Source organism: Gemmatimonas sp. (genome assembly GCF_044344655.1).
Taxonomy (GTDB): Bacteria; Gemmatimonadota; Gemmatimonadetes; order Gemmatimonadales; family Gemmatimonadaceae; genus Gemmatimonas.
Map to the genome: position 1 here is coordinate 21,791 of NZ_JBIJCN010000034.1, position 15,190 is coordinate 36,980.

Annotated in this window: 12 protein-coding genes; 3 read left to right on the top strand and 9 right to left on the bottom strand. The window is 68.6% G+C overall.

What is annotated here, in order from left to right:
• The first annotated feature begins 164 nt into the window (after window positions 1–164).
• A complete protein-coding gene (locus ACIQ51_RS10060) occupies window positions 165–1,010 on the top strand; it encodes an alpha/beta fold hydrolase (protein ID WP_396204904.1) in 846 nt (281 codons plus the stop codon).
• A gap of 149 nt (window positions 1,011–1,159) precedes the next feature.
• Window positions 1,160–1,387, top strand: coding sequence for a hypothetical protein (locus tag ACIQ51_RS10065; RefSeq protein ID WP_396204905.1), 228 nt, complete (start codon window positions 1,160–1,162; stop codon window positions 1,385–1,387).
• Window positions 1,388–1,505: 118 nt separating this feature from the next.
• On the opposite strand, the gene ACIQ51_RS10070 is transcribed toward ACIQ51_RS10065, so the two are convergent.
• The gene (locus tag ACIQ51_RS10070; RefSeq protein WP_396204906.1) at window positions 1,506–2,045 is read right to left on the bottom strand and encodes a CDP-alcohol phosphatidyltransferase family protein; all 540 of its coding nucleotides are present in this window, start codon (window positions 2,043–2,045) and stop codon (window positions 1,506–1,508) included.
• Between the two features lie 30 nt (window positions 2,046–2,075).
• On the opposite strand from ACIQ51_RS10070, the gene ACIQ51_RS10075 reads away from it, so the two are divergent.
• On the top strand, window positions 2,076–3,644 hold the full coding sequence (locus ACIQ51_RS10075; protein WP_396204907.1) for a hypothetical protein: 1,569 nt from the start codon (window positions 2,076–2,078) through the stop codon (window positions 3,642–3,644).
• 40 nt (window positions 3,645–3,684) lie between these two features.
• Here the strand turns inward: ACIQ51_RS10075 and ACIQ51_RS10080 are convergent, their stop codons facing one another.
• The 8 genes from ACIQ51_RS10080 to ACIQ51_RS10115 all read right to left on the bottom strand — a co-directional run.
• A complete protein-coding gene (locus tag ACIQ51_RS10080) occupies window positions 3,685–6,345 on the bottom strand; it encodes a M16 family metallopeptidase (RefSeq protein WP_396204908.1) in 2,661 nt (886 codons plus the stop codon).
• 69 nt (window positions 6,346–6,414) lie between these two features.
• Window positions 6,415–7,626 (bottom strand): tetratricopeptide repeat protein, encoded by a 1,212-nt coding sequence (locus ACIQ51_RS10085; RefSeq protein WP_396204909.1) that lies wholly within the window; start codon window positions 7,624–7,626, stop codon window positions 6,415–6,417.
• A 94-nt stretch (window positions 7,627–7,720) separates the two neighbouring features.
• Window positions 7,721–8,641, bottom strand: a complete 921-nt coding sequence (locus tag ACIQ51_RS10090) for a pseudouridine-5'-phosphate glycosidase (protein ID WP_396204910.1) — start codon at window positions 8,639–8,641, stop codon at window positions 7,721–7,723.
• A gap of 138 nt (window positions 8,642–8,779) precedes the next feature.
• The gene (locus ACIQ51_RS10095; protein ID WP_396204911.1) at window positions 8,780–9,016 is read right to left on the bottom strand and encodes a hypothetical protein; all 237 of its coding nucleotides are present in this window, start codon (window positions 9,014–9,016) and stop codon (window positions 8,780–8,782) included.
• A gap of 99 nt (window positions 9,017–9,115) precedes the next feature.
• Window positions 9,116–12,211: an efflux RND transporter permease subunit gene (locus tag ACIQ51_RS10100; protein WP_396204912.1), complete on the bottom strand. Its 3,096-nt coding sequence runs from the start codon at window positions 12,209–12,211 to the stop codon at window positions 9,116–9,118.
• A gap of 2 nt (window positions 12,212–12,213) precedes the next feature.
• Complete coding sequence (locus tag ACIQ51_RS10105) at window positions 12,214–13,413, bottom strand: efflux RND transporter periplasmic adaptor subunit (RefSeq protein WP_396204913.1); 1,200 nt, start codon at window positions 13,411–13,413, stop codon at window positions 12,214–12,216.
• Between the two features lies 1 nt (window position 13,414).
• Window positions 13,415–14,707 (bottom strand): TolC family protein, encoded by a 1,293-nt coding sequence (locus tag ACIQ51_RS10110; protein ID WP_396204914.1) that lies wholly within the window; start codon window positions 14,705–14,707, stop codon window positions 13,415–13,417.
• Between the two features lie 140 nt (window positions 14,708–14,847).
• Window positions 14,848–15,190 (bottom strand): sensor histidine kinase (locus tag ACIQ51_RS10115; protein WP_396204915.1); only part of this gene is annotated, 343 nt, incomplete at its 5' end.

Below are 15,190 nucleotides of genomic sequence, written 5' to 3' on the forward strand. Positions count from 1 at the left end.
CAGCCGGCATGCCGCCGGGGTCCGGTCAGTGACCGGTGCCTGCGGTGCACGCCATCTGGCGCCGCACACGCAGGACAACCGGCCTGGGGGACAACACCGACCGATGTCGGTGCCGCACGGGGGGAAGCTATGCGCCGGGCGGTTCTCCGCGCTATCCTGCCGAGGTGTACACCGAACACCTGCGAATTCCGGTCGGCGCCGGCGCGTTGCACGTGGAACGCCTCGGGCGTGCCGGCCCCGCCGTCGTGCTCCTGCATGGCTTCGGCACCTGCGCCTTCCTCTGGCGGGCCGTCGCCCCGGTACTGGCGGACGCCGGGTGCACGGTGGTGAGCGTGGATCTGCTGGGCCACGGCGAGTCGGACCGCCCCCCCGACGCGGCATTCGGCCCTTGGGCGCAGGCCGAATACCTGGAACGGGCACTCACGGCGCTCCGGCTCCCGGCGGTGACGGTGGTCGGGCAGGACTTCGGCGCCCTGGTGGCGATACAACTCGCCGCGGCGTACCAGCGCCGGGTCCATCGGCTTGGATTACTGGAGCCGCCCGCCCTCGACGACCTTCCCGGTGCCGCGATTCGGTCGTTGCAGCGCGCGTCGGCACGCTCCGCCTTGAGCGCCAATTCCCTCTTCGGCGCGCGCCCACTCCTCGGGCCGCTGCTACAGGCCAGCGTGAGCGATCCACAACGCATGCCCGAGCGGCTGCTGCTCCGCTACTTGGCTCCGTTCGTGGGCCCGGGAGGCGCCGCCGATCTGCTTCGCCTCGCCAGTGCAGTCGCCGTGAATGCGGATTCGGAGATGACGCTCGCGTCATGGCGGGGCGAGACCCTGCTCTGGTGCGGCGGCCGCGCCGCGCCGGCCGACGGCGAGGCCCCCACGACGCGCATTGCCCGCTGGCAGGCAGCACTGCCCCATGCCATGGTGCGACCGATCATCACCCACCAGCCCCCCGGCATGCTCGTCGCGGAAGATGCACCGGCGGCATTGGCCTCAGCGCTTCATGACTGGATTACGTAGGTCACAGGTCGAGGCGTCAGTCCCGCCCCTAGGAAGGGACCTCCGTTACGGTTAAGTTCCCTAGGCTGCCCCGGAGTCGCCGGGCAGCGTGTTCGACGCATTACCCAGAGGAAATGGTAAAGCCTAAGCTTCGTCCGCGTCGTGACGCCATGGTGCCCTCACCGTATCAAGAGGCCCGTGACGAGCTCTTCCAGCAGATCATGCAGTGCGGCGTGATCGGGTGTCATCCCGAGGACCAGAAGGAGTGGTTCGACGCCACGATGGTGTATCTCCAGGAGCGGTACCCGGAGCTGAAGACGCCCGAATTCGTGGAGCTGCGCACGCTCGGCGAGCGGTTCGCTCAGCCGGCCAGACGCCAGGAAACGGCAGCCGTCTGACGTTCGCAGCAGCGCGATAGACGCTTGAGTGGTACGCCCAACGCCTCCGTGCATCGGAGGCGTTTTGCGTGTTGGCCGGTGCGCCCGACACGCCACAGGCGTTCCGGTCCGCCGCGCGTCAGCGCTCCCGGTCTCGTTCCCGCCACAGCATCAGCGTGTAGTCGATCGTGGCGGCCGTGCCTACAAGGAAAACCAGCCACACCATCGCATCCGTGGCGGCGGGCACCAACAGCACCAGCAGGAACGTGGCCAGCTGAAGCCCGGTGACCGCCTTGCCCAGCAGGCGCGCCTTGAAGGTGATGGGGCGCAGCCAGCGCACATTGCGCGCCACGAACCAGCCGATGATCGACATCACGTCGCGAAACATCAGCGCGATCGCCTGCCACACGCTGAGCTGCGCACTGAGTACGTAGCCGACCACCACACACAGGGCAAAGAATCGATCAGCCACCGGATCCACGAGCGCACCGAGACGGGAGGCCGCGTGGGTACGACGCGCGAGCCATCCGTCGAGGAAGTCGGTGAGCGAGGCAATCGCGATCAGGGCGAGGCGCACCGCAACCGACTCTGCCACCAAAAAACCGCACCCAAGTGCCACGCGTGACGTGGACACGAGATTTGGCAGGGTGACGAGTGCTCTGTTGGTGGTGCGCGCCATTCCAGAAAGGTATCCGGTGTCGCCCCCGGGGTGCCAGCGATCCCGTGTGGCCGTTATCGTCACAACACGATGCTGCGTGATGTGCTCTTCGATCCCTTCCCGCTGGTGGTGGTGGGTATTACCGCGGCCGTGCTCGCCTGGGACGTGGCCTTGGCGGGATGGATCGCGGCCCGGCGCGAGGCGCCACGTGCCTTCACCCAGCTCACCGCGTTTTGCGGGCTGATGGTGGTCCCCTCGCTGGTCGTGGGGATCGCCTCGGCGACGGAAGCCGGAGCCCGTACCATTTCCGGCATCACGTGGCTGCTCCCGGTGGTGGCGGTCGCCCTCGCGCTACAGGTGCTGTACGCGCTCTGGGCGCGCCTAGTGTCGCTGTTGGTGGGGATCCCCATCCTGCTCTACAACCTTGTGCTGGTGGCGATCGCCGTAGGCGATTACCTCGTGGCACAGCGCGGCGCCGCGCCCCTGCCGCTTCAGGCGGCGCTTGCCGCGCGCGACGTGATTGTGGGCATCACCGTGGGCCGTGCTGCCCTCGTGTCGCCGCTGACAACGCTCGTGCCGATGCTCGCTCCCGCCTATCCGGCGCGCTGGCGATTGTCGGGTGCCGTGCGCGCCGTGCTGGTGCTCGCAGCCACGGCCCTTGCGACGCTGCTGTTGATCGAATGGCCGCGCGGCGTGGCAGCGGTCCGCAGCTATCGGAGTGCGGTGGCAGAACCGATGCAGGCCCGCCCGCGTGGAGATTTCGCGTTGGGACTGCGGATCTATCCGGTGCTCGACGGCGCTCCGCCCGAGCGCGCGGTGCGGGCCGATGCCGCACTCGTCGAGCTGTTCGCCCCCGATGTCGTGCTGGTCATGCTCGATGCCGACGGCACCCGCATCGGACCACTCGATTCGCTGGCGCGGGTGCTCGAGCCACGGCGCACGGACGGTGTGCGCATCGCCGTGGGTCTCACGCTGGACGGGCGAGCCAGCCCCGCCGACGATGCCGATCGAGTACAGGCGATCGAACGCGTCCTCGTGAGGCTCCGCCCCGATGTGATTTTCCCGGCGATGGCCGCCCCGTTTCCCGGCTGGTTCGCGCCGGCGCCCCCGAACGCGGCGTGGTGGCGCTCCATGCTCACCCGCACCGCGCGCGACGTGCAGCGGGTACGACCGGCTACACTCATTGGCTGGAGTGCCAGCCGTCTCGACGCGACGGACAGCGCCGTCTATGCGTGGGCAAGCAGCCCTGGCTCACCGGTGGAACTTCTGGGCGCGTCGGTGTTCCCCTCGTTCGGTGGCCTCCCCGCGGTGGACGCCCGCCTCCGTTCGTTTGATCGCTGGCACACCCGGGCGGTGGCCAATGCGGGAGGTGGGCAGTCGCACTGGCTCGTGACGGTCGGCGGTCTGCCGCACGCGCACGGCGACGTGGCGCAGACGGCCGCCATTCGCCGCGCGCTGGCGTGGGGGTCACGCCAGCCATGGATAGGGGCCGCCATCATCGGCGAACCGGCCGATTACGACGGATGGCTCGGACTGCGCGCCGCCAATGGCCGCCTGCGTCAGGCCGCAACGGCGATCGGTGTGGCGTCGCAGCGCATGCGCGACGTGCGCGCGCGCTGAACGCGGGTTCGGCGCGGCCTTGGCACGGGCAAGCCTCGGACTATGCGCCCCGCACGACCCCTTCACTCACCACCGCCGGATCGAAGTAGCGTTGTGCCACGGCGAGGAGCTGCGGCGCCGTGACGGCCTCGAGCCGCGCGGCCACTTCGTGCCGCTCATGCAGCCCCTCACCGAACAGCCACGCGTCGATCAGGTCACCCATGACGGCGGCGCCGCTCTGCTGTGCAATGGCATGCGTGCCGATGAGATACCGTTTGGCCCGTTCGAGCTCTTCGGCCGACACCTCGTCCCGCCTGAACTTCGCAAACTCGCCGAGCAGTCCGCCCCGCGCTTCCTCCTCGCGTTCCGGACCGGTGGCGATGTAGGCTCCGAACGCACCGCCGGCGCGCCGCTCGATCGGAAACGCCTGAACGGTGTATGCGAGCGACTGTTTGTCGCGCAGCTGCTCGAAGAAGCGGCCACCGAGACCACTCGCGATGGCCGACAGCACCCGCGCCGCGAAGCGATCCGGATCCGTGCGCGACGGCCCCGGGAAGAGCAACGCAAGGGCCGTCTGCTGCTTGGCGCGCGCGTCCGCCATCACGTGCCGTTCGCGCGGCCACTCGTGCACGGGGAGCGGCGCGTCTTCGGCGTAGGCGATCGAATCGAAGTGCTGCTGCGCGAGCTGCATCACATCGGCGGGCATCACGTCACCCACCACGGCGATGACCGAGGCCCCGCGCGCCACGTACTGTGCGTGGAAGGCGCGAACCGCCTCGGCATCGAGCGACGGCAGCGACGTCTCGGTCCCCAACACCGATCGCGCATAGGGATGTGTCCCGTACGCCGCGATCGTCGCAAGCCGCATGGGCCAGCGGTACATGTCGTCGCGCAGGCGCGCCACCTCCGTGAGCGCCAGGGCGCGTTCGAGCGCTACCGCCTCATCGGGGAATGTGGGGTGCTGCACCACGTCGCCCAGGAGTTCCGTAGCGGTGGCGAGGTGACGCACGGGAACCGACATGGACCAACCCAGACTCTCGAGGCCAGCACTCACGCCGATGCTGCCTCCCAGCTCCTCGGCCGCTTCGGCGATCTCCGCACTCGTACGGGTACGCGTTCCCTTCAGCGACGCCTGCATGACGAGGCGCGCGAGCCCTTCCTGCGCGGGCGCGTTGAGAACGGCACCGCCACGCTGAAAGAGTCCCACGGTAACCAGGGCGGAGCCGGGCCGAGGGAGCACGAGCACCGGCACGCCTCGCATGGTGCGGTACACATGCACCTCATCGTGCCGTTCGGCGGCGAGCGCCACATGTACGGCTGGCGCGGCCACCGCGATCGGAGCGGCCGCAGGAGTCGGGATGCCGGTCGTGGAGATCACGGCGCTACGGGCGGTGCGTTCCGTCTCGAGGAGGGCCTGCAGCGCGTCGTCGGATGCGACCAGGGGCTCTGCCCCATCGGGGCGATAGGACACCACGCTGACCTGCGTGGGATCGAGGTGCGTGTGCAGTGCCTGCTGCACCGCTGCGGCATCGAGCGACAGCAGCGCATCGTAGTAACGCGCACCCATCTCGAGCCCACCCTCGGCCTCCCAGACGGCCAGATACTGGGCCTGACCGTCCATGCTCTCGAGGCGGCGCAACCAGCGGGCTTCGAGAATGCGCTGCGCGCGCATGATCTCGCTGGCACGCACCCCATCGGTGCGCGCCGCCTGCACCTCCCGCCACATGGCCCGCGCCGCGGCGCGCGCGGTGGCGGCATTGCCCTCCACGTGGGTGACGAACACGCCCACGTCGGCCGCCGAGTAGTGCCACGCCGCCACGGCGCTCGCGAGCTGCTGTTCGCGGATGGCCCGATACAGTCGCGACGCTCGCCCCGCGCCCAGCGCAATGCCCGCGAGGTCGAGCGCCGGCGCATCGGGGTGCTCGATCGTGGGTGCGCGCCACCCGAAGGCCACCTGCTGTTGCGCCACGTCGCCACTCCACTCGCGGCGGCGCAGCCCGGAGCGCTCCCGTTCGCGCGGCCCGCGATCACGCGCCGGCGCGCCCGCTGCGAGGGTGCCGTATCGTGCGAGGACCTCACGCCGCACCTCATCGAGCGATACGTCGCCCACGATGCACAGCACCGTGTTGTCAGGGCAGTACCAGCGACGGTAGAAGCCGACCAACTGCTCGCGCGAGAGCGTGCGCAGTCCGGACTCCTCCCCGATGCGCCAGCGACGGATGCGATGGTAATCGTGCAACACCGCGTACAGCGTCTCGATGGCGACGGCCTGCGGCGTATCGCGCTTGCGCTTGGCCTCCTGGATGATCACCTCGAGCTCGCGCGCGAGCTCCTCGGCGTCGATCACGCTGCGCGCGTACGCGTCGAACTGGATCTCGAGTCCCGGCACGAACCCCGAGGCGGGCAGCACCGTGTAGTAGCTGGTATGGTCGTAGATCGTATGCGCGTTGAGATAGCCGCCATTGGCCTTGGTCTCACGAGCGATCTGCCCCACCCCGCGCGTGGGCGTGCCCTTGAAGAACATGTGCTCGAGCACGTGCGCGATACCGACGACGTCGTCGGTCTCGTCAAAGTAGCCGGCCTTCACGTAGGTCACGATCGACACGACGGGGGCCGACGTGTCGCGGCGGAAGAGCAGCGTAAGCCCGTTGGAGAGCACCTCGCGGTGTGTGTCGTGATGCAGCGCGAGGGCATCGCTCGGGCGGAGCAGCCTGAAAGTCATGCGGGAGGGTGTGACGGGGCGCCCAGTGGGATCGGCATGGGCACGTCGTTCGTGGTGCGAAGACGCCGGTCAGCGCACGATGCGCAGCATACCGGCGTCGGCACTGCCGCGGATGAACGCTTCCGGGGCGTGCGAGGCCACGCGCATACCGGTCGCGCCATAGAATCGGCGCGCCTCGATGGCCATGTATTCGTCGAGGGGACGACCGGCATCGCGCGCATCGCGCAGCGCCTGCACGATCTCTTCCCAGCTGCCTTCGAAGGCGGTGCCATCGCGCATCACCACGCGATGCACGCCGTCGTCGGCCATGAGCACGTCGGTGGACAAGCTCTCGGTCGCTTCCTGTTCACCGGCCTGCTGCTGACCGACGAGGCCGGTCAGCAGCGAGCCGAGGGTTTCAAGCTGCCCAGGCGATGGCTGCGACGCGGCGTGCTCCTCCTCGAGCACCGCCTGCTCCACTTCCGCCAGCAGTTCGTCGATCGCGTCAGGCTCGCCCGCGAGCTCCGTAAGCCGGGCTTCCCACGGCTTCAGCTCGCCGTCGGTGTCCGTGAGCTTGTATACGGATTTCTTGAGCTCCATGAGCCGCCAGATCCCCAGTTCGTCCCAGTGATCGTCCGGCGTGGTTAGCTCGAACTCCACGAGGGCAGCATCGAGATCACCAGCGTCGTACAACAGGTTCGCCACGTACACGCGGGCTTCGGCAAACTGCGGGTCGATGGTGAGGGCCCGACGCAGTGCCACCATCGCCTCGACGTCGTTACCCAGGCGATGTTGCGCATAACCGATGCACGCCACGGCCTCGGCCGAGTCCTCAGCGTGTTCCGCGGCGCGTTCGAAGAACGTCAGCGAGGTGTCCACGTAGCCTTCGCGGAAAAGCGCGCGGCCGATCTGGAGCATGAGGTCCACATCGTCCTCGTAGCCCAACGCGATCGTGCGATCGAACGCGCGCATGCCGGCGTCCACCTGCCCAAACTTGAGCAGCACTTCACCGAGTCCGGCGAGCGCATCTTCGTGCTCGGGATCCAGCGTGAGCGCTTCCTCGAAGCTCCGTCGTGCCCAGACGTATTCCTCGCGCGCGAGACGCGCATAGCCGGCCCCGACGTGCAGTTCGACCGCCGACGGGTACAGCGTGAGTCCCTCGCGCAGCAACTCGAGCGCCTCGTCATACCGACCCTCGTTGTAGAGGGCATGAGCGGCCACGTCGTATTCCTCGGAACTCAGGAACGGGTTGGTCATTGCGAGACTGGCCTCCGGATCGAGCGGGTTACCGGATAGTACCATGATCGACGGCTTTCGTTCAACGCGCGTCCGGGCGGCAGGGCACCGGGAGTGAAAGGAGAACAGCGGAACGCGGAAACGGCGAGACCGACCGCCATCATGCTCTGGCGCCGGCAAGGGCCACGGCAATTTCGCCGGCCAGCCGGGCGTTCTGCTCGAGGAGGGCGAGATTGGCCTGTACGGAGCGCCCCTCGGTGAGCCGGGAGATCTCGGCCAGCAGGAACGGGGTCACCCCGGCGCCGCGCACCCCGTCGCGGCGCGCTGATTCCAAGGCGACGTGGGTGGCCTGCTCCACAACGTCCACGGGCACGGCGTGAGCAGGCGGCGGCGGCTGCACCACGAGCATGGCGCTGGTTCGACCCACGGCCCGGTGCGCCCGCCACGCCCGCGCGATGGCCGCGGCAGAATCGAGACGCGCCGTGAGCCGCAGACCTGTGGTCACGGAAAAGAACCCGGGCAGCTCGTCGGTCCCATACCCCACCACCGGCACCCCGAGGGTTTCGAGGCGCTCGAGGGTCGCGGGAAGGTCGAGAATACTCTTGGCACCGGCGCACACCACGATCACCGGGGTCCGGGCGAGTTCCCCGAGATCTGCCGATTCGTCGAAGGGGGCATCGCGATGCACGCCGCCGATCCCGCCCGTGGCGAACACCTCGAGACCACCGAGGGCGCAGAGCGCGAGCGTCGCGGCCACGGTGGTGGCGCCGTCGGCGCCGTCGGCCATACAGAGACCGAGGTCGCGGGCCGACACCTTGCGCACGCCATCGCGGGCGAGAAAGCGCTCGAGGTCCGCCGGATCGAGGCCGAACGCCGGGACGCCGCGTACGACGGCCGTGACGACGGGCGTGGCCCCTGCGGCGTCGACGGCGCGCAGCATGCGCGTGGCCGCCTCGCGGTTGTACGGGGGCAGGAGTCCCTGGGCGAGGACCGAGCTTTCAAGCGCGACGACAGCGCCGCCGCGCTCGCGCGCGGCTTGAATGACTGCGGTACTACGAGGGCGCAGGAGGCTCTCACTCACAAGGGCCATTCTACAGTGCAATGCACACCGGGGCAACGGGGGCGCCGGGCCCGCACGCCTCGCGTGTTCGACCCGCTTTTCGCGAGGAACGCACGCCACCCGAGACGCGGCGCCTCGGGCGACGTGACGGCGCGACGCTTACGCGTCGTCGAACGCGTCGGCTTTGCGGTCCTCGAGGAGCTCCCATTGGCTCGAGGTGGGATCATCGACGGCCAACAACTTGACCGTTTCGCCTGCGTAGGCGTCGAACTGCTTGCCTTCGTGCTGGTAGACCTTGATCTGGTGACCGTTCTCGAACTTGAGGACAATCAGCGGATGGGTCGCATTGTGGTACTGCTTGCGCAGCTTCTTCGGTGGCTGGAGGCTCATTGTCATCGGGGCAAGAGGGAACGCACACTGCCCCAACTTGCGGCACCGAGCCACGCGGCGCCAGAGAGGCCACGGTGCCCCGCGACCGCTGCGGCCCCTGCCGTGTCAACCAATGGCGGCAGCGGCCGCCACATGCCGCCGCCGTGGGAAGCGCACCTCCAGCCACGCATACAGCACCGGCAGCACGAACAGCGTGAGCACGGTACTCGTCACCAGCCCGCCGATCACTACGCTGGCCAAGGGACGTTGCACTTCGCTGCCGGGGCTCGTACTAAGCGCCATTGGCACGAAGCCGAGGCTGGCCACCAGGGCCGTCATGAGTACCGGTCGAAGCCGGTCCGCGGCGCCGCGGACCACCGTGCCGTCAACGGCCTCCTCCCCCTCGTCGTGGCGGAGATGATTCAGGTGCTCCACCATCACGACACCGTTGAGCACCGCGATACCAAAGAGCGCGATGAACCCGATGCTCGCCGACAGGTTGAGGTTGAGTCCGCGCACCCACAACGCCGCGATGCCACCGACGAGGGCAAAGGGTACGTTGGAGAGCACCAGCACCGCCTGCGACACCGACCGGAAGCTCAGGTAGAGCAGCCCGAAGATCAGTAACAGGGCGAGCGGCACCACGACGGTGAGCCGGCCCATGGCCCGCTGCTGGTTTTCGTACTGGCCACCCCACTCCAGAAATACGCCCGCCGGCAAACGGACATCACGGGCGATCCTGGCGCGGACCTCCTCGACAAAGCTGCCGAGGTCGCGGCCACGCACGTTGCTGAGCACAAGCGAGCGTCGCTGCGCATCCTCGTGGCCGATCATCTCGGGGCCGGTGGTGCTCTGCACATCAGCCACCGCCGTCAACGGCAGCATTTCGCCGCCGGGCGCACGAATCATCAACCGCCCGATGGCGGCGGCATCGGCGCGGTACGCCTCGGGGAGGCGCACCGCGATATCCACCCGCCGGAAACCGTCGATCAGTTCGGCCGCTTTCTGCGAGCCCATGGCCATGTCGATCGCATCGCGCACGTCGGCCACGCTCAGCCCGTATTGTGCAAGCGCCTCGCGACGGATCTGCATGCGCACCTGCCCGCTGCCTTCCGCTACTTCCACCGCCACATCGGCGCTTCCGGGCACTGCGGCCACCACGCGGCGGATCCGCTCGGCAACGGCCTGATTCTGCACGAGATCCGGCCCCACCACCTTCACGCCAAGGTCGGTCTTGATCCCGCTCTCCGCTTCATCGAGACGCATGGCAAGCGGTTGGGTGTAACTCACGCCAAGCCCGGGGACCACGCGGAGGGCCGAATCGAACGCGGCGATGAGGCCCTCGCGGTCCTCCGCCGTGGTCCATTGGTCCTGCGGTGCGAGGATCACGTACATATCGCCCTCGAAGAGCCCCATCGCCTCGGTGGCAAGGTCCGGACGCCCTTCCTTGGTGACCACCGTGACCACCTCGGGAAACCGCTTCACGATCTTCTCTGCCGCAAGCGAAAGCCGTGTGGCATCGGCGAGATCCACACTCGGCATCCGCCGCGTATTGATCAGGATCGAGCCCTCGTCGAGCTTGGGCATGAACTCGGTCCCGATGTGCGAAAGCGAGTAGATCGACGCGACCACTACGACGAGGGACGAGATCACGATCGGGCGCGGCCGCTTGAGTACACCGGCAAGAATCGTCCGGTACCGATCCGTGAGGCGCGTGAGCCACGGCGTCGGTGCGCTATTGCCGTGGCGCAGCGCCCACGACGACACGGCCGGCACATACGTGAGGGCCAGCAGCAGCGAGCCAAGGACGGCGCACACCACGGTGAAGGCCATCGGCTTGAACATGCGCCCTTCCATGCCGTCAAGCGTAAAGATCGGGATGTATACCGCGACGATGATCGCGATGCCAAAAAGGATGGGGCGCCCCACCTCCACAGCGGCCTTCTCGAAGAGTCCGTGGCGGTGTGTATCGTCTCGATGCCCCTCCATTCGCCGGATGAAGCTTTCCACCATCACCACACTCGCATCGACGATCAGTCCGAAGTCGAGCGCGCCGAGGCTCATGAGGTTGGCCGAGTATCCGAACACCGCCATCCCCACGAAGGCGAACAGCATCGAGATGGGGATGACCGATGCCACAATGAGTGCGGCACGCACATTGCGGAGGAACAGGAAGAGCACCGCGATGACCAGCAGGCCACCCTCGATGAGGTTCTTTACGATCGTGCTCGTGGTGCGCGCCACGAGGTCGGTCTGATCGTAGAAGGGTACCACCTGCACACTGGAGGGCAGCGACGTCTCGATCTCCTCCATGCGCGCACGGACCGCAGCGATCACCTGACGGGAGTCGGCGCCCTGCAGCTTGAGCACCATGCCGCTCACTACTTCGCCTTCACCATCCTTGGTCACGGCCCCGTTGCGCGGCAGCGCCCCGAGGCGCACGGTGGCCACGTCGCCCACGCGTACCGGCGCGCCCATGTGGGAGCCCACCACCACCCGTGCGACCTCGGCGGCACTCTCCACGCGACCGAGCCCGCGCAGCGTGTAGCGTTCGCCGCCCTGCTCGAGGTAGCTGCCGCCGAAGGCGAGCGTATTCTGCGCCAGTGCGTTGTGCACATCCACGATCGTGTGCTGGTAGCCGGCGAGGCGTACCGGATCCACCTCCACTTCCACGCGCTCCGTCAGCCCGCCCCACGAATTCACTTCCGACACACCTGGCACCGTGCGCAGCCGTGGGCGCACTACGTAATCGTGGAGCGTCTTGAGTTGCGTGAGGGTGAGTGAGTCGCTGACGAGCACATACTGGTACAACTCCCCCATGGGCGTGGAAACGGGACCCAACGCCGGCTCCACCCCGGGCGGCAGAGCACTCTTCGCATCGGAGAGCCGCTGCTGCACCAGCTGCCGGGCGAAGTACACGTCGACATCGTCGGGGAATGGCACCGTCACGAGCGAGAGGCCGAACTTGGACACCGAGCGTACACTCTGCGCGCCAGGCACGCCCATGAGGCTCGACTCGATGGGATACGTAACGAGGCGTTCGACCTCTTCGGGCGCCATTCCTGGCGCGACCGTGATGACCTCCACCCGCGTGCCAGTCAGGTCCGGGAAGGCATCAAACGGGATGCGCTGCAGGGCATACAATCCGGCGACCATGAGCGCAAGCGTGAAGGCCACCACCGTACCGCGACGCCGCAACGCAAAGTGGATGAGCGCGTTCACGGCTATTCCCCGCCGCCGTCGCGACGCTTGAGCAACTCCGCCTTGGCGATCGCGGCGCCACGCACCACCACGGTCACGCCTTCCGTCACACCCGCCAGCAGTTCCACGCGGTCGGTCGTGCGACGGCCCACGCGTACCGGGGTCGCGCGGATGTGCATGCCCTCACCACGCGCTTCCGCCACAAACACCACGGTGTCGCCGTCAAGCGCCTGTACCGCGCGCGCGGCCACAAGGAGCGCCGGCGTCTCGCCGCGTCCGGTAATGGCGGCCTGCACAAACGTTTCGGCGCGCCCAGTGGTGCGCCCTTCGAGCTGTGCGATCACCTGCACGGTACGCGTGAGCGTGTCCACCGTGGGGGCCACGCGAACCACCCGCGCCGCAAAGGTCTCCCCCGGCGCCTCGGTAAGCTGATACGCCACCCGCGCGCCGGCGGTGATCCCGAGCGCCTGTTGCTCGGGCACATGCATCTCGATCTGCAACTTCGATGGATTGCCCACGGTTACCAGCGGTGTGCCGGGGAGCACTACGGTGCCGGGCTGGGCCTCGCGCGAGGTGACCACGCCACCAATCGGTGTGCGGATGACCACGTCGTGTTGGTCGGCACCGGCGGGGAGCGGGCCGAGTCCGGCGAGGTGCTCCACGAGTGCCCGCGCCCGATCACGATCCGCCACCGCCCGCTCGTAGTTGGACAGCGCCACTCGGCGACCCACCTCGGCGCGCTCGACGTCGGCCTTCGACATGGCCTTGTTGTCGAAGAGGCGCGTTGCCCGCTCTGACGCGGTGGCGGCGAGATCGCGCTCCGCCTCCATGGCGGTGACCAGCGCGGTGCCCGCGGCGAGCGCACTGCGCGCGTCCATGATCTCGTGGCTGTGGATCATCACGAGTGCCTGCCCCGGCGCGACCCGATCGCCCACCCGCACGGTCACGTGCGTAATGCGCCCTTCGGTAATCGAGCCGATGGTTTCGAGGCTCGACGGGTCGAGCGCGAGACGCCCAGGCACGGTCACCATGGCCTGCCAAGGGAGGATGCGGGCGGTGTCGAGCGTAACCCCCGCAATCTTCACCGCGTCAGCGGAGAGCGTGGCGGTGTCGACCGACGACGTGGGTGCGGGTGTGGCGGCGGGCGTGTCGCCCGTACCACTGCAGGCGAGGAAGAGCGGAGTGACCAGCAGACACGCGGCAACGATACGAGGGGCGATCATGTCAGCGTCCGGTGGGCTGCGGGGAATAGATCGGGAGGTCAAGCGGGCTATCGGCGTCGAGGCGGGCGCCAATGGCGCGCTCCAGTTCAAGGCGCGCCATCCAGGCATCGGCCGCCCAGCGGAGGTGCGCCTGTCGCGCATCGGCAGCGGCGCGCTCGGCCTCCAGCAGTTCGGTCAGTGTGGCGTGCCCTTCGCGGTAGGAGAGGCGGGCGATGCGCGCTACTTCGCGGCCGCGCGCGTCGAACGTGGCCGCGTCGGCCGCGTCGCGCTGTACTTGCTGGTAGTTGGCCCACGCGCTGGCCGCCGCGGCACTCACCACCACCCGCATGTCGTCGCGCAGCAGCCGGGCCTCGTGGTATTCACCGGCGGCGCGCTGACGCGCGCCGGTGTTGCGATTGAAGAGCGGCATGGGCATGGCAAGACCCACCTGGCCGGTCATGAAACCGCTGGTTTCCTTGGTGCCACCCTGCAGCTGGACCTCGCCGAGCACGGCGCGGCGCTCCACCGCGAGCCGACGCTGTGCCTCCTGTACGGCCGCCTCGCGGGCCTGCAGTTCGGGGCGAGCCGCGAGTGCTGCGTGGCGCGCAGCGACCGAGTCGGGGGCCGCCGGCAGCACCGGGGTCGCGATCGGTGCCGTGCCCGGGAAGGGGCCGTCGGGGAGCGCCAGCAGTCTCGCCAGCGCGGCGTGTGCTTCGTTCGCCTCCCGGCGGGCCGCCACCAGTGCCACGCGGGCACGATCTGCCTCCAGTGACGTACGGAGCCCAACCGCCTCCGACACCTGCCCCTCCTTGAGCCGCTCGGCATCCACACGGGCGATTTCGCGGAGCGCCTCCACTTGATCACCAATGATGGCGGCATGCCCCTGCGCCACCGTGGCGCGCATCCACGCACGTGCCACCTCGAGATCAGCGGTGCGACGGTCCGCCTCAGCCTCACGCGCCACGCGATCACGGCCGGCGGCGGCGGCTTGCCGCTGCGCGAGGCGCTTGCCACTGACATCGATTGGGAGGTAGACCGTCGCGAAAATGTCTGGCAGCAGCGTGCTACCCAGATTCTCGCGACGCCATTCGATACTGGGATTGGCCCACTGATTCGTTTCGGTCACACGACCGAGGCCGATCTGCCGCCGCGCGTCAGCGACCTGGCGTAGCGGGCCGGCCTGCCTGGCGAGACGGAGGGCGTCGGCCAAATCGATCGGTCGCGGCACCGGGTCCTGGGCACGAACGACGGCCGGAGCAGCCAGCACCAAGGAGCAACCGAGAGCCACGACGGGCATCACACGGGGAGAGAACATGGGGCCAAGATAGGCCCCGATCATGAACACGCCGTGAACACCGTGAGCATGGTCCCGTGGGCGTTCGGGTCACAGCACCGCCATCGTCCCGCGACGCAACACGCACCAGCAGACTGGCGGCGGATACCGGAGGAATGGGCTCAGTGGTTTCTGGGGAGCCGCACCGTGAACCGTGCCCCGCCAAGCGGGCTGTCCCCCGCGCGTATCGTGCCACCGTGCCGTTTGGTGATCCATGCGGCAATGGCGAGTCCGAGCCCGCTGCCGTCGGCGCGACGGTGACGGGCCTGCTCGCCGCGATAGAAGCGATCGAAGATCCGCGCACGCTCCGCGGGGGGGACCCCCGGTCCGTCGTCGTGTACCTCCAGCACGGCCTCGTTTCCCTCGGGGCGCACCGACAGCTGCACGTGCCCGTCCGCGCGGCCGTAGCGCAACGCATTGTCGACGAGCACGCCGACGAGTCTCGCCAGCAGCGTGGGGTCGCCG

Bases quoted from the DNA above. Each gene is read 5' to 3' on its own strand.
- ACIQ51_RS10085 (WP_396204909.1), bottom strand. From the start codon at position 7,626: ATGGTACTATCCGGTAACCCGCTCGATCCGGAGGCCAGTCTCGCAATG.
- ACIQ51_RS10110 (WP_396204914.1), bottom strand. From the start codon at position 14,707: ATGTTCTCTCCCCGTGTGATGCCCGTCGTGGCTCTCGGTTGCTCCTTG.
- ACIQ51_RS10080 (WP_396204908.1), bottom strand. From the start codon at position 6,345: ATGACTTTCAGGCTGCTCCGCCCGAGCGATGCCCTCGCGCTGCATCAC.
- ACIQ51_RS10095 (WP_396204911.1), bottom strand. From the start codon at position 9,016: ATGACAATGAGCCTCCAGCCACCGAAGAAGCTGCGCAAGCAGTACCAC.
- ACIQ51_RS10105 (WP_396204913.1), bottom strand. From the start codon at position 13,413: ATGATCGCCCCTCGTATCGTTGCCGCGTGTCTGCTGGTCACTCCGCTC.
- ACIQ51_RS10065 (WP_396204905.1), top strand. From the start codon at position 1,160: ATGGTGCCCTCACCGTATCAAGAGGCCCGTGACGAGCTCTTCCAGCAG.
- ACIQ51_RS10070 (WP_396204906.1), bottom strand. From the start codon at position 2,045: ATGGCGCGCACCACCAACAGAGCACTCGTCACCCTGCCAAATCTCGTG.